The 24,822-nt window shown below is 70.5% G+C and carries 21 protein-coding genes and 5 tRNA genes; 15 read left to right on the forward strand and 11 right to left on the reverse strand.

The window, feature by feature from the left end; translation table 11 throughout:
* Window positions 1-161: 161 nt before the first annotated feature.
* On the reverse strand, window positions 162-416 hold the full coding sequence (locus IE274_RS36495) for a DUF3073 domain-containing protein (protein ID WP_190120242.1): 255 nt from the start codon (window positions 414-416) through the stop codon (window positions 162-164).
* Between the two features lie 332 nt (window positions 417-748).
* On the reverse strand, window positions 749-1,831 hold the full coding sequence (locus tag IE274_RS36500; protein WP_190120243.1) for a Leu/Phe/Val dehydrogenase: 1,083 nt from the start codon (window positions 1,829-1,831) through the stop codon (window positions 749-751).
* 236 nt (window positions 1,832-2,067) lie between these two features.
* Between IE274_RS36500 and IE274_RS36505 the strand changes: the two genes are divergently transcribed.
* Both IE274_RS36505 and bldC read left to right on the forward strand, forming a co-directional pair.
* The gene (locus IE274_RS36505; protein ID WP_190120244.1) at window positions 2,068-2,961 is read left to right on the forward strand and encodes a DUF8083 family protein; all 894 of its coding nucleotides are present in this window, start codon (window positions 2,068-2,070) and stop codon (window positions 2,959-2,961) included.
* A gap of 489 nt (window positions 2,962-3,450) precedes the next feature.
* Window positions 3,451-3,657: a developmental transcriptional regulator BldC gene (gene bldC / locus IE274_RS36510; protein WP_190120245.1), complete on the forward strand. Its 207-nt coding sequence runs from the start codon at window positions 3,451-3,453 to the stop codon at window positions 3,655-3,657.
* 626 nt (window positions 3,658-4,283) lie between these two features.
* Here the strand turns inward: bldC and IE274_RS36515 are convergent.
* The 3 genes from IE274_RS36515 to hrpA form a co-directional block, all read right to left on the reverse strand.
* Window positions 4,284-4,556: a DUF6274 family protein gene (locus IE274_RS36515; RefSeq protein ID WP_190120246.1), complete on the reverse strand. Its 273-nt coding sequence runs from the start codon at window positions 4,554-4,556 to the stop codon at window positions 4,284-4,286.
* 280 nt (window positions 4,557-4,836) lie between these two features.
* Window positions 4,837-4,911: transfer RNA gene (locus IE274_RS36520), tRNA-Asp, on the reverse strand.
* A gap of 108 nt (window positions 4,912-5,019) precedes the next feature.
* On the reverse strand, window positions 5,020-8,964 hold the full coding sequence (hrpA, locus tag IE274_RS36525) for an ATP-dependent RNA helicase HrpA (RefSeq protein ID WP_190120247.1): 3,945 nt from the start codon (window positions 8,962-8,964) through the stop codon (window positions 5,020-5,022).
* An 83-nt stretch (window positions 8,965-9,047) separates the two neighbouring features.
* Here hrpA and IE274_RS36530 point away from each other — a divergent pair, with 83 nt between their 5' ends.
* The 3 genes from IE274_RS36530 to IE274_RS36540 all read left to right on the forward strand — a co-directional run bounded on the left by IE274_RS36530 (window position 9,048) and on the right by IE274_RS36540 (window position 11,290).
* A complete protein-coding gene (locus IE274_RS36530; protein WP_190120248.1) occupies window positions 9,048-9,527 on the forward strand; it encodes a hypothetical protein in 480 nt (159 codons plus the stop codon).
* A 66-nt stretch (window positions 9,528-9,593) separates the two neighbouring features.
* Window positions 9,594-10,451, forward strand: a complete 858-nt coding sequence (locus tag IE274_RS36535; RefSeq protein ID WP_190120249.1) for a DsbA family protein — start codon at window positions 9,594-9,596, stop codon at window positions 10,449-10,451.
* Window positions 10,448-11,290 (forward strand): cytochrome c biogenesis CcdA family protein, encoded by an 843-nt coding sequence (locus IE274_RS36540; RefSeq protein WP_190120250.1) that lies wholly within the window; start codon window positions 10,448-10,450, stop codon window positions 11,288-11,290. Before IE274_RS36535 ends, IE274_RS36540 begins: the two co-directional genes overlap by 4 nt.
* A 371-nt stretch (window positions 11,291-11,661) precedes the next feature.
* Here the strand turns inward: IE274_RS36540 and IE274_RS36545 are convergent.
* The 4 genes from IE274_RS36545 to IE274_RS36560 form a co-directional block, all read right to left on the reverse strand.
* Window positions 11,662-11,735: transfer RNA gene (locus tag IE274_RS36545), tRNA-Phe, on the reverse strand.
* A 27-nt stretch (window positions 11,736-11,762) separates the two neighbouring features.
* Window positions 11,763-11,837: transfer RNA gene (locus IE274_RS36550), tRNA-Asp, on the reverse strand.
* A gap of 38 nt (window positions 11,838-11,875) precedes the next feature.
* Window positions 11,876-11,948, reverse strand: a tRNA-Glu gene (locus tag IE274_RS36555).
* A gap of 82 nt (window positions 11,949-12,030) precedes the next feature.
* Window positions 12,031-13,590, reverse strand: coding sequence for a metallophosphoesterase family protein (locus IE274_RS36560; protein ID WP_190120251.1), 1,560 nt, complete (start codon window positions 13,588-13,590; stop codon window positions 12,031-12,033).
* 143 nt (window positions 13,591-13,733) lie between these two features.
* Here IE274_RS36560 and IE274_RS36565 point away from each other — a divergent pair, with 143 nt between their 5' ends.
* The 4 genes from IE274_RS36565 to IE274_RS36580 all read left to right on the forward strand — a co-directional run bounded on the left by IE274_RS36565 (window position 13,734) and on the right by IE274_RS36580 (window position 17,741).
* Complete coding sequence (locus IE274_RS36565) at window positions 13,734-14,084, forward strand: metallopeptidase family protein (protein WP_030685713.1); 351 nt, start codon at window positions 13,734-13,736, stop codon at window positions 14,082-14,084.
* A gap of 220 nt (window positions 14,085-14,304) precedes the next feature.
* A complete protein-coding gene (locus tag IE274_RS36570) occupies window positions 14,305-14,871 on the forward strand; it encodes a hypothetical protein (protein ID WP_190120252.1) in 567 nt (188 codons plus the stop codon).
* Between the two features lie 309 nt (window positions 14,872-15,180).
* Window positions 15,181-17,520 carry a DEAD/DEAH box helicase gene (locus IE274_RS36575; RefSeq protein WP_190120253.1) on the forward strand — a complete coding sequence of 780 codons (2,340 nt, stop codon included), beginning with the start codon at window positions 15,181-15,183 and terminating at the stop codon, window positions 17,518-17,520.
* 145 nt (window positions 17,521-17,665) lie between these two features.
* Window positions 17,666-17,741 (forward strand) — tRNA-Lys (locus tag IE274_RS36580).
* Window positions 17,742-17,998: 257 nt separating this feature from the next.
* Here IE274_RS36580 and IE274_RS36585 read toward each other — a convergent pair.
* Window positions 17,999-18,631 (reverse strand): type III effector protein, encoded by a 633-nt coding sequence (locus IE274_RS36585; protein ID WP_190120285.1) that lies wholly within the window; start codon window positions 18,629-18,631, stop codon window positions 17,999-18,001.
* A gap of 129 nt (window positions 18,632-18,760) precedes the next feature.
* Between IE274_RS36585 and IE274_RS36590 the strand changes: the two genes are divergently transcribed.
* The 5 genes from IE274_RS36590 to IE274_RS36610 all read left to right on the forward strand — a co-directional run bounded on the left by IE274_RS36590 (window position 18,761) and on the right by IE274_RS36610 (window position 21,051).
* Window positions 18,761-19,192, forward strand: a complete 432-nt coding sequence (locus IE274_RS36590; RefSeq protein ID WP_190120254.1) for an Hsp20/alpha crystallin family protein — start codon at window positions 18,761-18,763, stop codon at window positions 19,190-19,192.
* Window positions 19,193-19,293: 101 nt separating this feature from the next.
* Entirely contained in the window at window positions 19,294-19,689 is a 396-nt protein-coding gene (locus tag IE274_RS36595; RefSeq protein ID WP_190120255.1) for a DUF2267 domain-containing protein, read from the forward strand.
* Window positions 19,690-19,742: 53 nt separating this feature from the next.
* Entirely contained in the window at window positions 19,743-20,186 is a 444-nt protein-coding gene (locus IE274_RS36600) for a DUF2267 domain-containing protein (protein WP_190120256.1), read from the forward strand.
* Window positions 20,187-20,305: 119 nt separating this feature from the next.
* Complete coding sequence (locus tag IE274_RS36605) at window positions 20,306-20,470, forward strand: hypothetical protein (RefSeq protein ID WP_190120257.1); 165 nt, start codon at window positions 20,306-20,308, stop codon at window positions 20,468-20,470.
* Between the two features lie 203 nt (window positions 20,471-20,673).
* Entirely contained in the window at window positions 20,674-21,051 is a 378-nt protein-coding gene (locus tag IE274_RS36610; RefSeq protein ID WP_229910047.1) for an STAS domain-containing protein, read from the forward strand.
* Between the two features lie 425 nt (window positions 21,052-21,476).
* On the opposite strand, the gene IE274_RS36615 is transcribed toward IE274_RS36610, so the two are convergent.
* Entirely contained in the window at window positions 21,477-21,815 is a 339-nt protein-coding gene (locus tag IE274_RS36615; protein ID WP_190120258.1) for a MerR family transcriptional regulator, read from the reverse strand.
* A gap of 2,205 nt (window positions 21,816-24,020) precedes the next feature.
* Here IE274_RS36615 and IE274_RS36620 point away from each other — a divergent pair.
* Window positions 24,021-24,707, forward strand: coding sequence for a DUF4232 domain-containing protein (locus IE274_RS36620; protein ID WP_190120259.1), 687 nt, complete (start codon window positions 24,021-24,023; stop codon window positions 24,705-24,707).
* The last annotated feature ends 115 nt before the right edge of the window (window positions 24,708-24,822 follow it).

A 24,822-nucleotide genomic window follows, 5' to 3' on the forward strand; every position in this document is an offset into this window, starting at 1 on the left:
CCCATGATCCACGCAGCTCTCGGGAGCGTGGGCCCGCGCGGTTTGCCGCGGACAGCACAAAACCCGGTCCGGCGGTGTTACCACCCCGGCCCGGGTGAAGTGCGGTCGCTGTCAGAACGGCGCGAGTGGCGCGAACTCAGCGATGTGCGGCTGCCGCGAGGTCAAGCGCCGCGGCGCTGCGACGAGGGACCGGACTGGTCGTCCTCGTCGTCCTCGTCGTCGTTGTACAGATCCGCGTACTGCGCGTACGGGTCGTCTTCCTCGTCCTCGTCCTCGAACGGCTCGCCATTCGGCGGCTGCTGCGAAGTCGAAGCGCCCAGCTCATTGGCCAGACGCGACAGGTCAGTCCCGCCGCTGTTGTACTTCAGCTGGCGGGCGACCTTTGTCTGCTTGGCCTTGGCCCGGCCGCGCCCCATGGCTCGACCCCCTCGGTATCGGGGCTTCATGGCCCCAGAGTCTTGACACGCGTTCATGATCTAGAACGGACTCTCCTTGGAGAGACCGGTCCGTAGGGCTTCCACGGTACCTGCTCCTGCGGCCATACGGTACGTCGCCCGCAGGACGCGCCTAGGCGCACGACTGGCAAGGTGCCCTTTCCTCGCTGGTCAGCTGCGATTTTAACCTCTTCTTGGCAGGCGACCCGCCGACGGGGGTGAGTCTTGTCTCCCGAGGGCGTCGGCGGGCCGTGATCCGGCGTCGAATCGGCTGCTGTGCGTAGGCGTTCCGGTTGCGTTCCGTCAGGGACGCGTCACGGGCGACGGGCCTCCGAGATCCGCTGCTCGGCGATCCGGTCGGCCGCCGCGGCCGGCGGAATCCCGTCCTGCTTCGCACGTGCGAATATGGCGAGCGTGGTGTCGAAGATCTTCGAGGCCTTCGCCTTGCACCGGTCGAAGTCGAAGCCGTGCAGCTCGTCGGCGACCTGGATGACACCGCCCGCGTTGACCACGTAGTCGGGCGCGTAGAGGATCCCGCGGTCGGCGAGGTCCTTCTCGACGCCGGGGTGTTCGAGCTGGTTGTTGGCGGCGCCGCACACCACCTTCGCGGTGAGCCGCGGCACGGTCGTGTCGTTCAGGGCGCCGCCGAGCGCGCACGGGGCGTACACGTCCAGGCCCTCGGTGCGGATCAGGGTCTCGGTGTCGGCGACCGTGGTGACCTCGGGGTGCTTGCTGGTGATGCGGAGCAGCGAGTCCTCGCGCACATCCGTGATCACGACCTCGGCGCCGTCCGCGAGCAGGTGCTCCACGAGGATGTGGCCGACCTTGCCGACGCCCGCGACGCCGACCTTGCGGCCGCGCAGCGACGGGTCGCCCCAGGCGTGCTGGGCGGAGGCCCGCATGCCCTGGAAGACGCCGAAGGCGGTCAGGACCGAGGAGTCCCCGGCACCGCCGTGCTCCGGGGAGCGCCCGGTGGTCCAGCGGCACTCGCGCGCCACCACGTCCATGTCGGCGACGTACGTACCGACGTCGCAGGCCGTCACGTAGCGGCCGCCGAGGGAGGCCACGAAGCGGCCGTAGGCGAGCAGCAGCTCGTCGCTCTTGATCCGGTCCGGGTCACCGATGATGACCGCCTTGCCGCCGCCGTGGTCGAGCCCGGCCATGGCGTTCTTGTACGACATCCCGCGCGCGAGGTTCAGGGCGTCGGCGACGGCCGCTTCCTCGGTGGCGTACGGGTAGAAGCGCGTGCCGCCCAGGGCGGGGCCCAGGGCGGTGGAGTGGATGGCGATGACGGCCTTGAGACCACTGGCGCGGTCCTGGCAGAGCACGACCTGCTCGTGGCCCCCCTGTTCCGAGTGGAACAGGGTGTGCAGGACGCCGTCGGTTACATCGGTCACGGTGGTGACTCCCGGTTGCGTAGCGGCGGTTGGGCGGGGTTCCCGTGCGGGTGGCGGGCCCCGTTTGCCATGAGGGTAGAGCCTCGTGGTGCCCGGGCGCCGCACGGTGGTCGGCATCACTATGTCCGGCCCCCGCGGGGGTCACTCTCCCGGGCTGCAGGACGGAGTACGGCACTGTTCGGCCATGGCACGATTTGCAGTGTTTTCCAGTCGCTGCGCGGGGGAGGGGAGGAGCCGTGCCCAAGGTGTCCTCGGTGATCGTCCCGTACGCGTCGTACTTGCGTGTGTATGAGCCCCTGGCGGCCTTCCCGGAGCCCGAGCGCACCCACTGGGCGCGCTACGCCCGCCGCCGGGAGCGCCCCTCGTACCAGGACGAACTCCGTCGTTCCCTGGCCGACTTGGTGCCCACGCCGCCCGTCCCGGTGCCGGTGCACGAGAGCGGCGAGGCGTTCGTGGTGGAGACGGACGGCGTGGTGTGCGTGTGCCCCTGGCGCACCCGGCTGCGCGGCTGGCAGGCCCTCGGCGAGCTGAGCGGCCAGCTGCCCGCCCCGGTCCTGGACGCGGTCCTGCCGCCGGTGGTGCGCCGCCAGGCCACCGCCGACTACGAGCAGTGGCTGGCCCGCAACCCCGACGCCCGCCCCTGGATCCGCACGGCGACCTGGCACGTGCCGCTGAACTGGTTCGTCCTGGTCACGGACGAGGAGCGGCTGTACGAGCCCGCGTACGGCGAGGGCGACGCGGACGACGCGGCCGGTACGGGCGAGGAGCCGCCCGCCGGGGCCGGGGCGCCCGTCCTGCGGTACCGCACGCCCATGGTGCAGGCGCGGCGCCGGGTGGCACGCGGCCTGAAGGCGCTGCGGGACGCGATGGACGAGGGGCCGCTCATCGACGGCCTGGTGGACGTCGGGCGGTGGCTGGAGGAGTTCCACCCGCGCTCCCTGGTGGAGCTCGACTACGGCGGCCTGGTGCACGCGCTGCCGGACGAGCTGCTCGACGAGGACCACTCGGCGGCCGACGTGGCGGCCGGGATCGAGGCGCTGCGGGCCGGCGACGGGGTGGGGGCCGGCGAGGCGTATGCGAGGCTCGTGGAGCGATGGCGCGCGGTCCGGGAGCGGCAGTTCTCGAACTGAGGGCCGCGCGGACCTCCTGGCATGGAGAGCGCTTGTCCCGGTGACGGGACGTAGGTCCCGATCCGGGCCTTTGCCTCAAGCGTGATGGACCGCACTTAACTGACCCTTGCGCCGATCGGCCTTCCTCATGCCAAAATAGGACAAGGAGTCCGGACAGGACTCCTTCCGTTCAACTATGGGCGGAATACTCGGCATTGCGCGCTATGGGGGGTCTGTTGACTCCTGATCGCTCTGTGACTGATCGTCACTGTGGCGTGACTGTCCGCTATGGCATGGTCCATCGGCTTCCGTCGCTGATGGACACCTGGGAGGGCAATTCCATCGGTTTGGCCGACGCGGCTGGACGGATGGTGTAGTTGTAGTGCCGAGGACAAGCCGTTCGTCCTATAACCGACTCGACTCGCGTCCGCCATTTCGGGCAACGCGGGTCAAGGTGCAGAATTTAGAGGAATGAACCGAGAAGGTTCGGTTCTCCCGAGGAGGCCGCTCATGACCGCTCGCACCCCTGATGCCGAGCCGCTGCTGACCCCGGCTGAGGTCGCCACGATGTTCCGCGTCGACCCCAAGACGGTCACGCGCTGGGCCAAGGCTGGCAAGCTCACGTCGATTCGCACGCTCGGCGGACACCGCCGATACCGCGAGGCTGAGGTCCGCGCTCTGCTGGCGGGTATCCCCCAGCAGTGCAGCGAGGCCTGAGCACGGCGTTTGTGAACTAAGCAGCAATAAGCAGTACACATCGGACGATGAGTACGACCACTGCCAGGTCCCCCAACCTGGCCGTAACGTCCGACATATAGCTACACACGACACGGGACCCGCCCCAACGGGCCCCACGCCTGATCATTCTGGGTGCGTCGTAGATCGCGCTGGACTCCGCCGGGTCCAGCGCGATTTTTCATGTCCGGGTGGTCCGGGTGTCCGGGTGCCCGTCGGAAATGCCCGTCGGCCGCCCGGGTCCGCCCGCCGTTCGCCCGGTGTCCCTCGGGTGGCTGCGCGCTGTTGGGGGCCTCTGTGAGCCCTCCTGTTGATCCCTGAGGGACCGTGTCGGGCGGGTCGTGCGGGCACGAGGTGTGTGCCGTCAAGGCGGCGCGTCAGGTGGTGCAATTGCACATATTAGATTGACCTGTTGTAGGGCAGGTGTAAGTTCCGGGGTTTCTAAAACTCGTTCGGTGACTACCGTCACACGAACCGCGGCTTGTTGCCCTTGCCGCCCGTGCGCTAGAGGAGGCGAAGCGCACCGGCACCCGGGACGAACCTTCGGAGAACACTCCCGCTCTCCGCTCAGCTTCCCACTCGGCGGGTGTCGCGCGCCTCGGCTTTGGTCATGCCTTGGGAGGACTTTCGTCCTCGCATTGCTCAGGGGTCTCGGCGCTCTCGGGGGTCCCAGGAGCCTCGTGGGCCTCGTGGGCTTCCGGGGCGGTGTCGCGGCTCTCCGCGGCGTCGCGCGGGTCGCCGGTGGGCTCCATGGCGAGGCGCAGGAGCCGGTGGCAGATGGGGCAGTGCCGGGTCAGGTGGCGGTAGCTGGTGGCGGCGGCGAGATGGGCGCGCAGCAGCGCGCGGGTCTCGTGCCGTGCGGACGCGGGGTATGCGGGCATGCGCCACCTCCTCGGGAGCGTGCGGCTCACTCCCTGTGTCTGGGGTACCGGTGGAATGTGACGCCGTCAACCCTGCTGCGCACGGCCACAACGCAGTGCGGCCCGCACCCTCGCGGGTACGGGCCGCACACTTGCTGCGGTCCTGACGGGATGTGCTGTATCGATTGCGGCTGCGCCGCGGGCGCGGCCTCCGTCTAGACGGGGCGGCAGGTCGGCGGGGCGGAGTTGAACGCGGAAGCGGGCCGCACCCTCATGGGATGCGGCCCGCCTTCCTTCACTGCGGTCCTGACGGGATTTGAACCCGCGGCCTCCACCTTGACAGGGTGGCGAGCACTCCAAACTGCTCCACAGGACCAGGTTTCGCAGCTCCGATTGTTGCTCTGGGCTGCGAAAAAAGACTGTACAGGAGGCAGGCCTCCTGGTCGAACTCGCTCTGAGTGAGCGGGTGGTCACAGGCGTACGGCTAGGGGGCCGCGGCGTCGATGGCCTTCACGATGCGCTTGTCCGAGACGGGGTACGCCGTGCCGAGCGCGTGCGCGAAGTAGCTGACGCGCAGCTCCTCGATCATCCAGCGGATGTCCAGGACCTCACGCGGCACGGGCCGCCCCTGCGGCAACTGCTCCAGGAGCCACGCGTACTCGTCGCGCATCTCGCGGACCTTCTCCATGCGCGTGGTGTCCCGCTGGACGCTCGTCGGCATCTGCTGGAGCCGACGGTCGGCGGCGACCATGTAGCGCATCAGGTCGGGCAGTCGGCGCAGCCCCGTCTCCGTGACGAAGCCGGGCTTGACGAGGGCGTCGAGCTGCTCCCGTACGTCCGCGAGGTTCGCGAGCAGTGCCGGGCTCCTGGTGGACTTCAGGCGCCGCTCGCAGGCCTGCCAGGCGGCGAGGACCTGCTGGACCTGGGCGACGGCGTGCACGGTGGTGTCGACGATCTCGGCGCGCACCTTCTCGTACAGCTTGCGGTACGACTCCTCGTCCCAGGCGGGCCCGCCGAAGTCCGCGATGAGCTTGTCCGCGGCGGCCCGCGCGCAGTCGTCGAAGAGGGCCTGCATGGAGCCGTGCGGGTTGGCCGACAGGGCGAGCTTCTGGGCGTTGGTGAGCTTGTCCTGGGCGAACTTGGCCGGGTTGACCGGGATGTTGCGCAGGATCAGGCGGCGGGTGCCGCGCCACATCGCGCCCGTCTGCTCCGCCTCGGTGTCGTAGAGGCGCACGGAGACGGTGTCGCCGTCGTCGACGAGGGCCGGGTAGGCCTTCACGGGCTGGCCCGCACGGCGGGCCTCGAAGACGCGGGAGAGCGAGCCGATCGTCCAGTCGGTGAGTCCGGCGCGCTCCACGGACTCCCCGCCGGAGCGCTCGGCCGTCGCGGCGGCGGCCTGCGACAGGGCCTTGCGGGCCTTCGGCTTCAGCCGCAGCTTCAGGGCCTCCAGGTCCTTGTCCTCGGCCAGCTTGCGGCGCCGCTCGTCGGTCACGCGGAACGTGATCTTCAAGTGGTCCGGTACGCGGGTCAGGTCGAAGTCGTCGCCGTGCACGGGCACGCCGACCATCTTCTGCAGCTCGCGCCCGAGGGTGACGTGCAGCGGCTCCTGGAGGGGCGTGGCCCGCTTCAGGAACTCCTTGGCGTAGTTGGGCGCGGGCACGTAGTGGCGGCGGATCGGCTTCGGCAGGGAGCGGATCAGCTCGGTGACGACCTCTTCGCGCAGACCCGGGATCTGCCAGTCGAAGCCGTCGGGCGCGACCTGGTTGAGCACCTGGAGCGGGATGTGGACGGTCACGCCGTCCGCGTCCGCGCCCGGCTCGAACTGGTACGTCACCTTGAACTTCAGCGGGCCCTGCCGCCACGAGTCGGGGTAGTCGTTCTTCGACACGTCGCCCGCGCGCTCGTTGATGAGCATCGACCGCTCGAAGTCGAGCAGCTCCGGCTCCTCATGGCGCTTCTTCTTCCACCACGAGTCGAAGTGCGCGCCCGACACGACGTCTTCGGGCACCCGCTGGTCGTAGAAGTCGAACAGCGTCTCGTCGTCGACGAGGATGTCGCGGCGCCGGGCGCGGTGCTCCAGCTCCTCGACCTCGGTGAGCAGGCGGCGGTTGTCGGCGAAGAACTTGTGGTGCGTCCGCCAGTCACCCTCGACCAAGGCGTTGCGAATGAAAAGGTCCCGGGAGACCTCGGGGTCGATGCGGCCGTAGTTCACCTTGCGGTCGGTGACGATCGGGACGCCGTACAGCGTGACCTTCTCGTACGCCATCACGGCCGCCTGGTCCTTCTCCCAGTGCGGCTCGCTGTACGTGCGCTTCAGCAGGTGCTGGGCCAGCGGCTCGACCCACTCCGGCTCGATCTTCGCGTTGACGCGGGCCCACAGCCGGGACGTCTCGACGAGCTCGGCGGACATGATGAAGCGCGGCGGCTTCTTGAAGAGGGCGGAGCCCGGGAACACCGCGAACTTGGCGCTGCGGGCGCCCAGATACTCGTTCTTCGCGCCCTCCTTCACGTCCTTCATGCCGACGTGGGAGAGGAGCCCCGCGAGGAGTGAGACATGGACGTGCTGTTCGGCCGCGTCGTCCTCGTTGAGGTGGATGTCCATCTGCTTCGCGACCGTGCGCAGCTGGGTGTAGATGTCCTGCCACTCGCGGATGCGCAGGAAGTTCAGATACTCGCGTTTGCACATGCGGCGGAACGCGGAGGAGCCGAGCTCCTTCTGCTGCTCGCGCACGTACCGCCACATGTTGAGGTAGGCGAGGAAGTCGGACGTCTCGTCCTTGAAGCGGGCGTGCTGCTGGTCCGCCTGCGTCTGCTTGTCGGCGGGGCGCTCGCGCGGGTCCTGGATGGACAGCGCGGCCGCGATCACCATGACCTCGCGCACGCAGCCGTTCTTGTCGGCCTCCAGGACCATCCGGGCGAGGCGCGGGTCCACGGGGAGCTGGGCGAGCTTGCGGCCCTGCTGCGTGAGGCGCTTCTTCGGGTCCTTCTGGCCGGGGTCGAGCGCGCCCAGCTCCTGGAGGAGCTGCACGCCGTCGCGGATGTTGCGGTGGTCCGGCGGATCGATGAAGGGGAACTTCTCGATGTCGCCGAGCCCGGCCGCGGTCATCTGGAGGATGACGGAGGCGAGGTTCGTACGGAGGATCTCCGCGTCCGTGAACTCGGGGCGGGCGAGGAAGTCGTCCTCCGAGTACAGCCGGATGCAGATGCCGTCCGACGTACGGCCGCAGCGGCCCTTGCGCTGGTTGGCGCTGGCCTGGCTGACCGCCTCGATGGGCAGGCGCTGCACCTTGGTGCGGTGGCTGTAGCGGGAGATGCGGGCGGTGCCCGGGTCGATGACGTACTTGATGCCCGGGACGGTCAGGGAGGTCTCGGCGACGTTGGTCGCGAGGACGATTCTTCGGCCCGTGTGCTGCTGGAAGACGCGGTGCTGTTCCGCGTGCGAGAGGCGCGCGTACAGGGGGAGCACTTCCGTGAACCGGTAGTTCTTCTTGTTCAGCGCGTCCGCCGTGTCGCGGATCTCGCGCTCGCCGGACAGGAAGACCAGGATGTCGCCCTTGCCCTCGCCCTGCAGCTCCTCGACGGCGTCCGTGATCGCGGTGATCTGGTCGCGGTCCGGGTCGTCGTTGTCCTCTTCGAGGAGCGGGCGGTACCGCACCTCCACCGGATACGTGCGCCCGCTGACCTCGACGATCGGCGCGTCCCCGAAGTGCCGCGAGAAGCGCTCCGGGTCGATGGTCGCGGAGGTGATCACGACCTTCAGGTCCGGGCGCTTGGGCAGCAGCTGGGCGAGATACCCCAGCAGGAAGTCGATGTTCAGGGACCGCTCGTGGGCCTCGTCGATGATGATCGTGTCGTACGCGCGCAGCTCGCGGTCCGTCTGGATCTCGGCGAGCAGGATGCCGTCCGTCATCAGCTTCACGTACGTGCTGTTCGGGTTCACCTGGTCGGTGAAGCGGACCTTCCAGCCGACCGCCTCGCCGAGCGGCGTGTTCAGCTCCTCCGCCACCCGCTCCGCCACCGTGCGCGCCGCGATCCGGCGCGGCTGCGTGTGGCCGATCAGGCCGCGCACGCCCCGGCCCAGCTCCAGACAGATCTTCGGGATCTGGGTCGTCTTGCCCGAGCCCGTCTCACCCGCGACGATCACGACCTGGTGGTCGCGGATCGCCGCCAGGATGTCGTCCTTCTTCTGGCTGACCGGCAGTTGCTCCGGGTACGTGATCGCGGGCACGCCCGTGGCGCGGCCCGCCATGCGGGCCGCGGCCTTCTCGACGTCCTCCGCGATCTCCGTGAGGACGGCCGCGCGGGCCTCGGGCTTGCGGATCCGGCGCGCACCTTCGAGCCGCCGGCCGATCCGGTGCTCATCGCGCAGCGAGAGCTCCGTCAGGCGGGGGGCGAGGGCGTCGAGGGTGAGGGCGGGCTGCGTAGACATACGCGGTCCAGGATCTCACCCGGTGCTCGGGAACGGCCAACCGATTTCCCGTGGGGCACGGGGGAACACGTACGATTCCGGGCATGTGGTCCCGGGCCCGGCTTGCGTGGTGCCCCCTGGTGGGGGTGCTGGTCGTCGTGCTCGGGCTCGGGGTGCTCTGCGGCTCCGCCGGGGCTGCGGGGTCCGGCGCGGGCGCCAGGGCCGGGGCTTTCGGGTACGCCGTCGACGCCCGGGCCGGGGCCGCGGATGCTCTGGCCGGGGCCCCCGAGGGGCAGGTGGCCGCCGCCGCGGGCCAGGTCTTCGCCGCCGGGGTTCAGGCCCTGGCCGAGGAAGGCCACGGTGTGCCCGGGTGCGGCCGGGGTGGCGAGAAGGGCGACGGGCAGCGGCCCGCCGCGCCGCCGCGGTCCCCCTCCTCGTACGAGCTGCTTCCCGCTCTCTACGACACCCGCGCCGCCGCCGTCGCCTGGATCTGCGACCCGGCCGTTCTGACCGTCTCGCCCGGCCGCGCGCCGCCCGCGCTGGTGCCGCCCTCGCCGATGGACCTCTCCGTTCTGCGCGTGTAGGAGGCCCCTGTCCCAGGGGCCCCTCAGCTACGTACGCACCACACGCAACAGGAGAAGTGCATCACCATGTCGTCAGCCACGGGCAAGACGCCCGGATCCACCAGCAAGGCGTCCGCCCGCGCCCAGCAGGCCGCCCGCGAGAAGGCCGCCGCCCGCAAGAAGAAGAACATCGCCGTCGTCGCGGGTGTGGTCGTCGTCGCCGCGATCCTCGGTGTCGCCTCGTACACCGCCGGCAAGCCCGAGAAGCCGTCCACCGCCACCGCCGAGAAGTCCTCCGGCTCCGGCGACTCCGGCGCCGCCCCGCGCGAAGGCGTCTACCCCGAGCTCGCCGCGCTCGCCCGCCGCGAAGCCAAGGACCCGCTCGCCCAGGGCAAGGCCGACGCGCCCGTCGTCATGATCGAGTACGCCGACTTCAAGTGCGGCTTCTGCGGGAAGTTCGCCCGCGACACCGAGCCGGACCTCGTCAAGAAGTACGTCGACGACGGCACCCTGCGCATCGAGTGGCGGAACTTCCCCATCTTCGGCGAGGACTCCGAGCGGGCCGCCCGTGGCGCCTGGGCCGCGGGGCGGCAGGGCAAGTTCTGGGAGTTCCACGAGGCCGCCTACGCCGACGGGGCCAAGGAGAAGGGCTTCGGGGACGGGCGGCTGAAGGAGTTGGCCCGGGAGGCCGGGGTCGGGGACGTCGAGCGGTTCGCCCGGGACGCGGACGGCGCGGGGGCTCGGGCCGCCGTGAAGAAGGACCAGGAGGAGGGGTACAAGCTGGGCGCCACCTCCACGCCTTCGTTCATCGTCAACGGGCAGCCGATTGCCGGGGCGCAGCCTGACGCCGTGTTCGAGCAGGCCATCGAGGCTGCGAAGGCCGACGCTGCCAAGGGTGGCGCGTCGGGTAAGGGTGGTGCGGCGGGCAAGGGTGGCGGCAAGTGAGCCCCGATGTGGGGTACTTCGCCGCTTTTCTGGCGGGGTTGCTGGCGTTGGTCAGTCCGTGCAGTGCGCTGTTGCTGCCCGCCTTCTTCGCCTACTCCATCGACTCGACTTCACGGCTTCTCGCTCGTACCGGCATCTTCTACGCCGGGCTCGCCACGACGCTCGTGCCGTTGGGCGCCGCCGGGTCCGTGGCCGGGCGGTTCTTCTTCGGGCATCGGGAGCAGTTGGTCTTCTGGGCCGGGTGGCTGATCATCGCGCTCGGTGTCGCGCAGGTGGTGGGCCTCGGCTTCGCCTCGCGGCGCATGGCCGAGCTGTCCGGGCGGATCCGGCCCACCACGGCTGTGTCCGTGTACGCGCTCGGGGCCGTGTACGGACTCGCCGGGTTCTGCGCCGGGCCGATCCTCGGGAGCGTGCTCACCGTGGCGGCCGTGAGCGGCAGTCCCGTGTACGGGGGCGCGCTGCTTGCCGTGTACGCCCTGGGGATGGCGGTGCCGTTGTTCGTTCTCGCCGTGCTGTGGGAGCGGTTCGAGCTGGGGCGGCGGCGGTGGCTGCGGGGGCGGGTGTTCCGGGTGGGGCGCTTTGAGCTGCATACGACGTCGGTGCTGTCCGGGCTGTTCTTCGTGCTGCTCGGGGGGCTGTTCCTGGCCTACGACGGGGCTGCCGCGTTGCCGGGGCTGCTGGATGTGGACGACTCGTTCGCGGTGCAGGAGTGGGCCGGGCGGCTCGGGGACGCCGTGCCGGACTGGGTGATGCTGGTGGGCGTCGTCGTGGTGGTGGGCGCCGTGGTGCTGCTGCGGCGGCGCCGGTCCGCCGCGGCGGAGGCCGACGCGTCCGGCTAGCCGGGTCCGTCGGGGGTGCGGTCTCTTCGCCCTCCGTCCGGTTCGGGGGCGGGGCCGCGCCGGTATGTCCGTGCTCGCGTGTGTGGCATCGCAGGCAGCTTCTGTACGTCCATCGCGGTCGTCCGAGCTGCGCGCGGACATACCGGCACGTTCCCTGCGGTCCGGTTCGCGGGGATCGGTCCGGTGGGGGGTTTCCCGTCCGGCTTGCGGTCCGGTGGGCGGCGGTGCCTGCCGTCCTGCCCTGTGGGCAGCTGGGCCGCCAGGGGCGGCACGGGTGGGCACAGGCCCGGCCGACGGCGCCCGTGGTGTGGGTGAGGGGGAGAGAGGGGGGAACGACGAAGGCCCCGTCCTGGACGGGGCCTTCGGTGAAGTGGCTGGGGCCGGGATCGAACCGGCGACCTATCGCTTTTCAGGCGATCGCTCGTACCAACTGAGCTACCCAGCCACGCGACCCCGCGAGCGGGGTCGCAAGCGGTCCTGACGGGATTTGAACCCGCGGCCTCCACCTTGACAGGGTGGCGAGCACTCCAAACTGCTCCACAGGACCAAGCTTTGTGCGAGCACAAGTCTCGCACAGGTGTTGCGTGCCCCCAACGGGATTCGAACCCGTGCTACCGCCTTGAAAGGGCGGCGTCCTGGGCCACTAGACGATGAGGGCTAAGAGGCCCGCCGTGGGCGCTTTGCAGCGCGTCGGGGACGTGAGAAGCATATGGGATGGGGGGAGGGATCGCCAAAACGGTTTACGAGGGCGGCACCGGGGGCGGTGTCGAGGGGTCGGCGCCGGGCTGGTTCTCCTTGGGCAGATGGCGGCTGACCTCCGCCTTCGTGAGGCCGAGCCCGCCGAGTTTGATCTCGTCCCAGGCCTGCAGGCGCTTGGTCGCGCGGTCCAGGTAGAGGACGGACGTCTCGACCGGGTCGGGGTGCTCGCCCTCGACCGCGCGCAGTCCGCTCCCGCCCGTCGACCCCTCGATGCGCAGCCGCGTCCCCTCGTCCATGACCTCCATCTCCTGGTGGTGCACGTGCCCCGCGAGCACCAGCGGCACCGTGCCGTCCGTCTTCCGCGCGGCCGTCGGGTTGTGCGTGACCGCGATGTCGACGGGGGTGCCCTCGGCCGCCTGGTCGCGCAGCGACGTGGCGAGGTTGAGGCCCGCCATCTCCTCGACCGGGTTGCCCTCCTGCGGGACCGAGCGGTCCGGGGTGAACTCGGGGTCCCCGATGCCCGCGAAGCGCAGTCCGGCTACGTCCGCGGGCTTCCCGCCGTCCAGGACGTGCGTGTTCTTGAGCTTCTTCAGATAGCGCTGCGTCGCCGTCGAGTCGTGGTTGCCGCGCACCCACACGTAGGGCGCGCCCAGGTCCTCGATCGGGTCCAGGAAGGCGTTCTCGGCGGCGGTGCCGTGGTCCATGGTGTCGCCGGAGTCGACGATGACGTCGATCTCGTACTGCTCGACCAGTGAGGAGATGATCTTCCAGCTCGCCGGGTTCAGGTGGATGTCCGACACGTGGAGCAGGCGGATGGTGGAGGGGTCGGGTTCGTACGCGGGGAGGGTCGACGTGACGTCGTACAGCTTCGTCACGTTCGTGACCAGGCGTGCCAACTCCCTTTGGTAGACGTCGAATTCGCTCACGATGTTGCGTGCGTTGCCGACGACCGAAGGGGCGCTGCTGAGCAGGCCGGAGAACTTCGGCTCCAGGACCGATTTGGGGTTCCAGGTCGCGTACGCCGCCGTGCCCGACGCCGCCAGGAGCGCGAGGGCCAGGCCGCCCGCCGCCAGCGCCCTGCGCGGTCTGCGGTACACCGCCAGGCCCAGTGCCGTCGCGCCCGCGACCACGGCCGCGCAGGAACGCACCGCCAGATTGAGCGTGCCGGTGACGACGTCCCCCGCCACCTCCTCCTGCATCCCCGAGATCCGCTCCGGATGGTCGACCAACGCCTCCGAACGCACCGGATCCAGGCGGTCCACCTCGACGTCCAGGCGGATCGGCGCCACGTGCGAGTTCAGCTCCAGGGCGCCGAGCGGGGACACGTCGATCTTCGTGCCGCCGGTGAGGGACGGGCGCAGCTGCATGCGCGTGTCCATGGGCCCCACGGACGTACGTACGCTGCCGACGACCAGCAGCCCGAGCCAGGCCCCCAGCAGCACCACCGCCACCAGGCCCAGCGCACGCCCGAACGGGTGCGGGGTGCTGGTGAGGTTCGTGGTGGGGGGCGTGTGGGCCGCGCGGTAGCGGCGTACGAGAGCGGTCGTCGCCCCGCGCAGGCCGCGCAGGTTCCGCAGAACGACCGTGACGTCGCGCCCCATTGGGCCCGTATGCCCATACGGGGTGGTAGCTATGCCCGTGCCGGGCGGGCGCACGGCTCGTCGGGGGCACGGTCGCCGCTCCCGCGCGCGGCTGATTCCGGCCGGGGCGGCGGCGATGGTGGGGCGTGGCGGACAATGGGCGGGTGCTGGAGATGACGCGCGAGGAGTTCGAGGAACTGGTGGCCGAGGCGCTCGACCGGATTCCTCCCGAGCTGACGCGGCTCATGGACAACGTCGCGGTGTTCGTCGAGGACGAACCGCCGAGCGACGATCCCGAGCTGCTTGGGCTGTACGAGGGAACTCCGCTCACCGATCGCGGGGAGTGGTACGCCGGGGTGCTGCCCGATCGCATCACCATCTACCGGGGGCCCACCCTGCGGATGTGCGAGTCGCGCGAGGACGTCGTCGCCGAGACCGAGATCACTGTGGTGCACGAGGTGGCGCATCACTTCGGGATCGATGATGAGCGGTTGCACGCGCTGGGGTACGGCTAGCGGTCGCAGGCGCTGGGGTACGGCTGACGGTCGCAGGCGTGGGGGTACGGCTGAGGTCCCGCGGCACGGCTGAGGCCGGGGGTTCTGACGCTTCGGGTGCGGTGCGGCCGGGGCTTCGGTCACAGGTCGGGTGCGGGTGCCACCGGTCCGTGTCCTCTTGCGGGGCGCGGGAGTTGGGCAGGGCGTCCCTTCCCCCCAGCGCCTTCGGAGGTGCTCGGCCGTGCGCCATGTGTACGTTTCCGTTCGGTTGGCCGCGGCCGTGGTGGCCGTCGCGGCGACCGCGGGCTGTATGAGCATCGGCGACGACGGGAGCGGCGGTCCCGCCCCCGCGCGGTCCGCCGGTGAGCGGAGCGGCGCCGCCGTCCCCGACGGGGGGACCGTCGCCCCCGGCGGCGCGCGCGGCGCCGGGCCCGAGGGCGGCCGCGAGGGCGGCGAGAAGGACGGCAAGGGCAAGGACGCCAAGGGCGGCGAGAAGGGCCGGGGCAAGGACGGCAAGAGCCCGGACGCCGGACGCGGGAAGGACGCCGCGCCCGACGACAAGCCCTCGCAGGGCGGGTCCGGCGGCGGCTCGACCGTCAAGCCCACCAGCGACGGCGGCAAGCCCACGCCGACCCGTACACGGCCGGGGCCCCGGCCGACCCGGAGCACGCCCGCCCCCGACCCGACGACCGCCACCCCCACGCCCACGCAGGAGCCGACGTCCCCGGAGCCGTCGTCGTCCGCGCACGGCGGGGTGGGGGAGCCCGCGGGGCGGGGGGAGCCTTCGCCTCAGGCCGGGCCTGCGTAGGGCTGGGCGGGCGCGGGCGCGGGCGCGGGCGTCGGGGAGAGGCGTGGAGGTGTGGTCGGCGGGTCCGGGGAGGGACGCGGAGGAGGGGGCGGGGCCCTGGGAAAGCCCCGATATGGTGGGCGTTTGCCAATTGGGGTGGGGGGTGCGTATGGTGGTAGATCGTTTGATCCCATTTGCCCGGCGCCGACACAGAAGAGCGCCGCGTGGCGCGTACTCTCCCTTGCCGTGGCTGACCGCATAGAGGCGGTCCATTGCGAAATCACGGAGTTATGGGCGCGTGCCGAGACTCCGGAAGGTTTCGCATTTCGCATGTCCATTTTCAGTTCTGACCACGCCGTCCTGCCCGAGAACGAGGCTGTCGCGACCGTCGAGAGCGACGCCGTAGCGGCCGTCGCCGAGACCGTCGCGGTCGCCGAGACCGTCGCCGACGCCGCCGAGACCGCCGAGGCCGAGGGCGTCACCGAGGTCACCGCCGACGCCGTCGCCGAAGCCGTGGAGGCCGACGCCGACGCCGAGCCCGAGATCACCTTCGGTGACCTGGGCCTGCCCGACGGCGTCGTCCGCAAGCTCGCCCGCAACGGCGTGCACACCCCGTTCCCGATCCAGGCCGCGACCATCCCGGACGCCCTGGCCGGCAAGGACATCCTGGGCCGTGGCCGCACCGGCTCCGGCAAGACCCTCTCCTTCGGCCTGCCGACCCTGGCGCGCCTCGCCGACGGGTACACGGAGAAGAAGAAGCCCCGCGCGGTCATCCTGACCCCGACCCGCGAGCTGGCGATGCAGGTCGCCGACGCCCTCCAGCCCTACGGCGACGTCCTCGGCCTGAAGATGAAGGTCGTCTGCGGCGGTACGTCCATGGGCAACCAGATCTACGCCCTGGAGCGCGGCGTCGACGTCCTCGTCGCCACCCCGGGCCGCCTGCGCGACATCATCAACCGCGGCGCCTGCTCCCTGGAGAACGTCGAGGTCGCCGTCCTCGACGAGGCCGACCAGATGTCCGACCTGGGCTTCCTGCCCGAGGTCACCGAGCTGCTCGACCAGGTCCCGGCCGGCGGCCAGCGCATGCTGTTCTCGGCCACGATGGAGAACGAGATCTCCACGCTGGTCAAGCGCTACCTGAACAACCCAGTGACGCACGAGGTCGACGCCGCCCAGGGCGCCGTCACGACCATGACGCACCACATCCTGATCGTGAAGCCCCGCGACAAGGCGCCGGTCACCGCCGCGATCGCCGCGCGCAAGGGCCGCACCATCATCTTCGTCCGCACCCAGCTGGGCGCCGACCGCATCGCCGAGCAGCTCCGTGACGCCGGGGTGAAGGCCGACGCGCTGCACGGCGGCATGACGCAGGGCGCCCGTACGCGGACCCTCGCCGACTTCAAGGACGGCTACGTCAACGCGCTCGTCGCCACCGACGTCGCCGCCCGCGGCATCCACGTCGACGGCATCGACCTGGTCCTGAACGTGGACCCGGCCGGTGACCACAAGGACTACCTGCACCGCTCCGGCCGTACCGCCCGCGCGGGCCGCTCCGGCACGGTCGTCTCCCTGTCCCTGCCGCACCAGCGCCGCCAGATCTTCCGCCTGATGGAGGACGCGGGCGTCGACGCCTCGCGCCACATCATCAACGGCGGCGGCGCCTTCGAGCCCGAGGTCGCCGAGATCACCGGCGCCCGCTCCATGACCGAGGTCCAGGCCGAGTCCGCGGGCAACGCGGCCACCCAGGCCGAGCGTGAGGTCCGCGACCTCACCAAGGACCTGGAGCGCGCCCAGCGCCGCGCCGCCGAGCTGCGCGACGAGGCCGACCGCCTCACCGCCCGCGCGGCCCGCGAGCGCGGCGAGGACCCGGCAGCCGCGGTCGCCGAAGCCGCCGAGGCCGCTGCCGAGGCGCCCGCCGCCGAGGCCACCGAGGTGTCGGTGCCCGAGCAGCCGGTCGCCGAGCGCCCGGTCCGCGACGACCGTCCCTCGTACGAGCAGCGTCGTCCGGCCCGTGACGAGCGCGGCAACTACGAGAAGGAGCGCCGCTCCTTCGACCGCCGTGACGACCGCGGTGGTGACCGTGGCGGCTTCAACCGCGACCGTCGCGACGACCGCGGCGGCTTCAACCGCGACCGCCGTGACGACCGCGGCAACGGTGGCGGCTTCAACCGTGACCGCCGTGACGACCGTGGCGGCTTCAACCGCGACGACCGCGGTGGTGACCGTGGCGGCTTCCGCCGCGACTTCAACCGTGACGACCGTGGCGGCCGCTCCTTCGAGCGCCGTGACGACCGTGGCGGCGACCGCGGTGGCAACGGTGGCGGCTTTAACCGTGACCGTCGTGACGACCGTGGTGGCCGTCCCTTCGAGCGCCGTGACGACCGTGGTAACGGTGGCGGCTTTAACCGCGACCGTCGTGACGACCGTGGTGGCCGCTCCTTCGAGCGCCGTGACGAGCGGGGCGGCGGCTTCCGCCGCGACGACCGCCCGTCCGGCCACCGGGGCAGCGACCGCCCGTTCAACCGTGACCGCCGCGACGACCGCCCCGCCGGCGGCCACCGCGCCGGCGGCCACGACCGTCCGTCGTACAACCGCGGCTCCGGCACCGGCACCGGCACTGGCTCCTTCGGCCGCCGCGACGACAAGCCGCGCTGGAAGCGCAACGGCTGACGCCGTCTGAGCAGTAACTGAAGGCCCGTACGACGTACTCGTCGTACGGGCCTTCGCCAGACCACGGGCACACGGACGGGATACCCGATCGGATGCCGGGCCCCGTCCGGCTATGCTCATGGGTGCGCCGACACTGTGTCGGCGAGGACCGTTAGCTCAATTGGCAGAGCAGTGGACTTTTAATCCATTGGTTGTGGGTTCGAGTCCCACACGGTCTACCAAGAGCGGGAGCGAGAAACCCCCTCTGAACTGCTACGCAGCGTCCGGGTCCACTTCGGTGGGCTCGGGCGCTTCTTCGTTCTCCGGCTCGTGCGTGAGCGATGCGTGAGCGGACGGGGCATCAGCAGGGCGCCCAGGCCCTGCCCGGTGAGGGAGCGGGCCAGGTGGGGCCGTAGGCCGGCCGCATCGGTCTCCAGGTCTGCTCGTTCGCCCGGGGGCGGAGGCTGACCGGGCTGCTGTTGCGGTGCGCCGGGCGGGGTCATGGGGGTGTGAGGGTGTCGAGCCGGGCAGCGAGGCCGGGGCGGGCGGCGGCCAGGTAGGGGCGGGTGGCAGCCAAGGGGGCGATGAGATCGGCGGGGTCGTCGTGGGCGAGGGCCGCGTGGAGCTCGCCGAGCGGGCGGCGGGCGGCGGGGGGAAGGTCGGTGAGTGCGGTGATCTGGCCGGCGAGGCGGCGCAGGTCTGCCGCGTTGCGGCGGGCCCAGGTGGCGGTGCTCCGTTCGGCGGCCCGGGCCTGGCGGGTGGCCGTCACACGCTCTTCGCCGGTGGTCCCGGCGGGGCCGGGACGGCCGCGCAGGTAGCGGCGCTCGGCGGCCTGGCGGCTGGCGACGCCGAGGGGGTGGGCGAGGTCGGCCCAGCTGGCTCCCGCGTCGCGGGCCGTTTCGATCAGGCCGGTCTCCCATCCGGCGAGCCGCTCGCGTACCTGCCTCAGCAGCATCAGGGAGGCCAGCGCCTGCTCCGGCCCGGGACCGGGGGTGTCGGGGATGTCCTTGGCCCCTTGCTGGGCGTCGCGCAGGGCGTTGTCTATGGCATCAAGGGCCGCCGCGGCGGCGAGGAACGACGCCGGGCTGTGGGCGTCGGTGCGGGACGGGGACGGCTGGTCGGCCGGGGTCACGGGCACCTCCCTCGGGCTTGTCATCAGGAAGACGACACCGTGTTTGTCATCCATTGGATGACATGTTACAACGGTGTCAGTGAAGCGCATTGGCAGCAACTGCCTGAACCTGCTGGAGGTGTTTTCACGATGTTGATGCGCACTGACCCCTTCCGTGAGCTGGACCGGCTGGCGCAGCAGCTGATGGGCCCGGGCACCTGGTCGAAGCCGTCCGCGATGCCGATGGACGCCTACCGCGCGGGCGACGAGTACGTGGTGGCCTTCGACCTGCCCGGCGTCAGCGCGGACGCGATCGACATCGACGTCGAGCGGAACATGCTGACGGTCAGGGCCGAGCGCCGACCGGTGGCGAAGGCCGACGACGTGCAGATGGAACTCTCCGAGCGGCCGCTGGGCGTCTTCTCCCGCCAGATCGTGCTCGCCGACACCCTCGACACCGAGCACATCAAGGCCGACTACGACGCGGGCGTGCTCACCCTGCGCATCCCGATCGCCGAGCGCGCCAAGCCCCGCAAGATCTCCATCGGCGTTGGGACCGGCGGCAAGGAGATCTCCGGCTGACACCGGCCGGACTGGTGCGGAGGACGGGCACCTGATCTCCCCGACGCCCCGCCCTCCGCACCCGTGGGCAGTCCGAAGGACAAGAAGGGGCGGCGGCCGAGATGACTCTGCGACGCGAAGCGTTCCTCGACCACGTCAAGGAGCGCGGCGAGTACGGCACTGTTCGGGAAGCCGAGCGCGCGGCCCGTGTGGTGCTCGCCCTGCTCGGCGCGCACCTGGTCGGCGAGGTCCGCGCTCAGCTCGCGGCACGCCTGCCGGAGGAATTCGCCCTGATCCTGCTCAACCCGCTGCAGAGCGCCGAACCGCTGCCGACGGAGCGGTTCGTCAGGGCGGCCGCGGCCTGGATCGAGGGCGCCACCGAGCAGACCGCGACCTGGGACGTCAGCGCCGTGCTGTCCACGGTCGCCGACACCGCCGGCGACGACCTGATGGGGCAGATCCTGCTCCAGCTCCCCGCCGGCTACGACCTCCTCTTCGGCCGGCCTCAGCCCACCTGACCCCTACCTCGGTGCCACACATCCGCACCGCTCCACGAAAGGCATGCACCGCAGTGATCACCGACGTGCGCGTACCGTCTGAGCACCAGAAGCCGTATGGGGCGGCGTACGAGCAGATGCTGGAGAAGGTCCGCTACGAAGGCGCCTACGCCACCCTCGAGAGAGCCGACGAAGCCGTCCGCCTGGTCCTATCGGGGCTGGGACGCCAGCTGACCGGCGATGAACGCGTCGGCCTGGCCGCCTGTCTGCCCCGGGAGGCCGCGCGTGTCCTGACCGCGCAGATCCCCGACACCCAGCTGCTGACCGGATGGGCCTTCGTCAAGGACCTCGCCGCCCGCTCCGGGGCATCCCTGGCCACCACCCGCTGGGACACCGGCTCCGTCTTCGCCGCCCTCGCCGCCCACGCCGGCCCCGACCTCATCACCCGCATCCTGCACCAGCTCCCCACCGGCTACGCGCTGCTGTTCGGCCAAGCCGAACTCAACTCCGCCGCGTAAACGGGCACCTGGCGCCCGGCGGGCCGCAACAGAGGACCTCCGGCCGGGCTTGGTGAAGTCCCCGATCGCGCAGATCGGGGACTTCTGCTTTCCACCCGACCGACATGTAGCTGTGCGTGATGACCGGCGTGGACTGTGATTCTCAACTGGAAATCACCTGCGACCACGCCCTGATCCGGCTGCGCGGCCACGCCTTCAGCCACAGCCAACCGCTCCTGGATGTCGCCCGTGACGTGCTGGCCGGCCGACTGCACCTGGAAGACAACGGAGACAGCACGCCCTGACGGCCTGATGCAATGTCATGCTGGGGAGCGCCCTCTCCAAGGTGTCCAGTCCCGCCGCCGCGCAGCAGTAACGCCCTAACGCCCGCAGCTCGTTGGTGCAACCCCTCGGCAGGCCAACCCCTGCCCACTATTCTGGAGTGCCGACCCAGATCCCGTTGGTGACCGGTCCTGATGGACATCCACCTTCGGAGAAGAGGGTCGCCATGACCCCACCCCCTGCCCCCGCTGTGGTCTGCGTCCAGGACGTCCGCCCCCACGGGGACTGCACCCTGGTGGTCCTGTGCGGCGAAATCGACATCCACACCGCTCCTGCCATCAGCTGGCAGCTCGACGATCTCACGCCCAACGGCGGCGCCGACTTGCTGGTCGACCTGCGTGCGGTCGAGTTCATGGACTGTGCTGGTGTACGGCTCTTCGACCGCGCCCGCACCCGAGCCCGAATGGGCGGACCACACGGACGCCTGCGCCTGATCTGCACGCGGCCCGCGTCCCTGCACCTGCTCAAGCATCCACGACTACGGCTGGGCTTCGACATCCTGGACCAGCTACCCGCACCCGTACCACCGCAGGCCGTGTCTTGACCGGCGCGAAATCACCCTGGGCGTGCTCCCCAGGCGCAGCTACGCTCACCAAGCGGCCCCGGACCTTGGTCGACTGTGCGCCTCCCGTCGCCGGGCCCGCCCGCGCCCAGCGCTCGGTCGAGGCAACCCGGCCGCGGCCCCATGGGGAGTGGGTCCGCAGGCCGGGCCCACGGCAGTCCGCACACAGCCCGATCTTCGACGCCGGTTCGTCATCGGTCCGGCCTGCATCGTGGCCGAGCAGGCCCACGCCCAGCACGTTGTATGCGGCGGTGAGCCGTGACCACCGTGTGACGGCGCAGGTCAGCATGTCGTCATCGATGGCCTTCGGGCGCCCGCCCTTGCTGCCGCAGCGTGCATAGCCGGGAGCCACGGCGAAGTTTCAGGGGAAGTTGCGACTCTCAGCCCTCTCAGCTCTCTCAGGCCCCTCAGCTCGCGGTCGTCGGGTTCTCTGATTCGGCGGCGCGGCGGTATTCGGCGTTGATGCGCTGGGCTTCTTCGAGCTGGTCTTCGAGGATGATGATCCGACAGGCGGCCTCGACGGGGGTGCCCTGGTCGACGAGTTCCCGGGCGCGGGCGGCGATGCGCAGCTGGTAGCGGGAGTAGCGGCGGTGGCCGCCCGCGGAGCGCAGCGGGGTGATGAGGCGGGCTTCACCGATGGCACGGAGGAAGCCCTGGGTGGTGCCGAGCATTTCGGCGGCCCGGCCCATCGTGTAGGCGGGGTAGTCGTCGTCATCGAGACGGCCGAACGAGTCGTCTGCTGTCACTTGCACCTCTCTGTGGAACGCGTCGAGGGGCCCTGGTGCCGTACGGCACCAGGGCCCCGAAGGAACTGCTACACCATCTGCCGACCCTAGTACTGCGTCGACTTCCTGTTTCCGCGTGCCCGACCGAGATGCTGTCGTGGACGCGGGGATCGCGGTTGCTTGACCGGAGACCACCTCACTATCGATGTCCTGCGGTACCCGGGCTCAGCCTTCTGCCCGGGCGATCCTGATGGCGCTCGGCTCCTCCGTCTCTTCCCTCTGGGATCAATCACTTACCTAGCGGGCACTACTTGTACTGCTCTCCTGCGTACTGCTGGTGATGCGAACTGCTCAGCGGCCTGTGACAGCGCCACTCTTCGGCAGCCAGCCCCGTCGCCCGTCCTGCGTTTGCTCTGGCTTAGAACCCCACTGCCGAACCTCCCGGTGCGCGCGTCCGCAGCCGACGCCTTCACCGAGGTGCTGCTCACTGACTCCACTGCTGGGTACTGCGAACTGCACTTACCGAACTGCTACTGCGTGAACTGCGGTCCTGCTCACGGCGGCCCCTGATCACTGCGGGCCGCCCGGTCCGGTCGTCAGTCCCGTCGCCGTCCTGCGACAACCCTGGCTTCGGAACTCCACCACCGCACCGTCCTGCGCACTGCAACTGCGGGTACTGCTGCCCGGCAGTTCGTCTCTGCCGGGCCTTGCTCGATCTCGGCTACGAGAGAAACCATAACCACGCCACAGCCCAATGTCTACTCCGGCCAACATAGATTTCCGCGTGTTCGAAGGTGAGGTAATCGACCTCGAACAGTCGTGGCGGGTGGGCGCAAGGCCGTCACCGCCGGGATTACGGGCCGCAGGCCGGGGCACGCGACATCCGGCGCTGGAGCACGCGGCGGCGCCGGGGGAATTCCTCGAAGGACTCGAACAGCCGGCGATCGCAGCCGAGGCTGCCGACACAGTGGTCCGGGTGGTCTCGGAGGACCTCAACCCCGGCCGCCGGGGTGGTCCCCGATCCGGGGTGGGCCAAGACGGACACGGTCGTCGCAGACGATGTCATGACGTGATCACCGGTGGCCCGGCCCTTGCCAGGCGCGGGGCGCCCGGGACGTACTCCGCTGGTGGCTCTCGGGGCCGTCACGATCGCGGTGCAGGCGCAGAGGGCAGCCCAGGGGCCCCAGCCGATGCGTGAGCGATGTGTGAGCGGGCGGTGCCCCACGCCCCGGTACAGCGTGGCTCACGTGCCACCGTGTATGTGTCCTGACCAGGGAAGTCCGGATGGAGGAGGGCCGCCCGGACTCATCGATGGGCGCTGGACATGTCCGCGTGGGGTATCGACCCTTTGCCCCGGTGCGTTACAGCGAGGGCGCGAGCGGTCCCGGCGTGACCCTGTACGCCTGTCCCGGCCGCGCACCCCACCTGGCCCCCGGCCCGCTTCCTGTGGGGGCGATCCCGCGGTTCGGAGCTGAACCCGAGGGCGGGTGTTCACAGGGTTGGGTGGCGTATGGATGAGGTGTGGTGGGAGGAGTGCGGTCCTGGAGGGTTCGGGCGAGTTGACGCCTGAGCCGGTAGATCTCCTCATGGAGCAGCTGGCTCGTCTCCATCAGGGCACGAGCAGTCCTCTGTAGCTCGTCGGCGAGCTCACGAGCGTCCTTCAGTCGCTTCCGCAATGGGCTCCGCTGCAATTTCATCGCCATGAGGTTGGCCTGCCCGATTCCGGCCCTGCCATGTCGGGAGTGGTCAGAGACGCGATTCGACGGTCTGCCGCAGAGGGTTTCGCGTAGTGCGGGGTTCGGTCTCGGCGATGGCGATGGCGATGGCGATGGCGATGGCGATGGCGAAGGCGATGGCGAAGGTGAGGCGCAGTGCGGCCTGGGGCGGGTAGCGCAGCGCCTCGTCTGGTCAAGTTCGCGAGGGGGTACGGGGGTTGGTGCTCGTCGAGGTCAAGGGGTGTCGGGTTACGGGTCTGTCCCAGGCGGGGGGTGGGGGCGAACAGGTGCGCGAGGGCGTGGGGGATCGGTGTCCCGGCCGGTGTGGCGTGGGGTTGTGTTCGGGGGTGGTGGGTGTTGTTCGGGGTTGTGCGTGTAACAGGGGTGTATTAGCGGGGGGTTGGGAGGAACGCGGGTTCGAGGCGGGGCGCTCTTGGGGGGGCAGAAACGCTCGGTCGTATCCGCTCGCGCCGAGCCGCCGGGACCCCCAACCGATGCTGAGGAAGAAACGATGCGCGTTCGCAAGCTCACCTTCGTTGCTCTGGCCGTTGCCGCAGGTCTCTCGCTCACGGCCTGCGACAAGGGTGACGACAAGGGACAGGGTGACCCGAAGCCCGAGTCCGCCTCGTCCTCCGGCGGTTCGGGTTCGGAGGGTTCGGGCCAGGGTGAGGAGAAGGGGTCCGGCGGGCAGGGGTCCGGTGCGGAGGACTCCGCCAGTAAGGACTCCGGGGGGCAGGGCACCGCCGGGTCCGGGTCCGGCGTGGACGGCAAGGTCGCCAAGTGCCGTACCGACGACCTGGACATCTCGGCTTCGGACAGCAGCATCAGCGACGAGCCCGAGGGCACCGTCACCGTGGAGATGAAGAACGGCAGCGGTCAGGACTGCTCGATGTCGGGGTACGCGGGCGTCGACCTGAAGACCAGCGAGGGCGCGCTGTCCGCGAAGCGCAGCGGTCAGCCGGCCGGGCCCGACATCCTCAAGGACGGGGACTCGACGTTCTTCCCCGTCAACTACCCGCTCAACGACTCGGGCGGCTCCGGCGTCAGCGTCAGCGCCCTTGTCGTGACCCCGCCGGACGAGACGAAGTCCGTCTCCATCGAATGGCCGGGCTCCGCCACGCTGCCCGTCACGGACGGCGCCGGCTCCCCGGTGACGGTCGGTCCGATCGGCAGCGCCGGTCAGGGCGGGGCCAACTGACCCGTACGACTCCCCCGGAAGAGCAGCGTCCGGTCCACTTCGGTGGGCTCGGGCGCTGCTCTGTTCGTGGGGTGGCCTGCGGTGTTACGGGGCTCGGGGCGTCGCCGGACGCGCG

This window comes from Streptomyces flavofungini (assembly GCF_014650815.1).
Taxonomy (GTDB): domain Bacteria; phylum Actinomycetota; class Actinomycetes; order Streptomycetales; family Streptomycetaceae; genus Streptomyces; species Streptomyces flavofungini.

Excerpts from the sequence above, each read along its gene's own strand:
- IE274_RS36495 (WP_190120242.1), bottom strand. The coding sequence starts at position 416 with ATGGGGCGCGGCCGGGCCAAGGCCAAGCAGACAAAGGTCGCCCGCCAG.
- bldC (WP_190120245.1), top strand. The coding sequence starts at position 3,451 with ATGACCGCTCGCACCCCTGATGCCGAGCCGCTGCTGACCCCGGCTGAG.
- IE274_RS36515 (WP_190120246.1), bottom strand. The coding sequence starts at position 4,556 with ATGCCCGCATACCCCGCGTCCGCACGGCACGAGACCCGCGCGCTGCTG.
- hrpA (WP_190120247.1), bottom strand. The coding sequence starts at position 8,964 with ATGTCTACGCAGCCCGCCCTCACCCTCGACGCCCTCGCCCCCCGCCTG.
- IE274_RS36530 (WP_190120248.1), top strand. The coding sequence starts at position 9,048 with ATGTGGTCCCGGGCCCGGCTTGCGTGGTGCCCCCTGGTGGGGGTGCTG.
- IE274_RS36535 (WP_190120249.1), top strand. The coding sequence starts at position 9,594 with ATGTCGTCAGCCACGGGCAAGACGCCCGGATCCACCAGCAAGGCGTCC.
- IE274_RS36560 (WP_190120251.1), bottom strand. The coding sequence starts at position 13,590 with ATGGGGCGCGACGTCACGGTCGTTCTGCGGAACCTGCGCGGCCTGCGC.
- IE274_RS36575 (WP_190120253.1), top strand. The coding sequence starts at position 15,181 with ATGTCCATTTTCAGTTCTGACCACGCCGTCCTGCCCGAGAACGAGGCT.
- IE274_RS36590 (WP_190120254.1), top strand. The coding sequence starts at position 18,761 with ATGTTGATGCGCACTGACCCCTTCCGTGAGCTGGACCGGCTGGCGCAG.
- IE274_RS36595 (WP_190120255.1), top strand. The coding sequence starts at position 19,294 with ATGACTCTGCGACGCGAAGCGTTCCTCGACCACGTCAAGGAGCGCGGC.
- IE274_RS36605 (WP_190120257.1), top strand. The coding sequence starts at position 20,306 with ATGACCGGCGTGGACTGTGATTCTCAACTGGAAATCACCTGCGACCAC.
- IE274_RS36610 (WP_229910047.1), top strand. The coding sequence starts at position 20,674 with ATGACCCCACCCCCTGCCCCCGCTGTGGTCTGCGTCCAGGACGTCCGC.
- IE274_RS36620 (WP_190120259.1), top strand. The coding sequence starts at position 24,021 with ATGCGCGTTCGCAAGCTCACCTTCGTTGCTCTGGCCGTTGCCGCAGGT.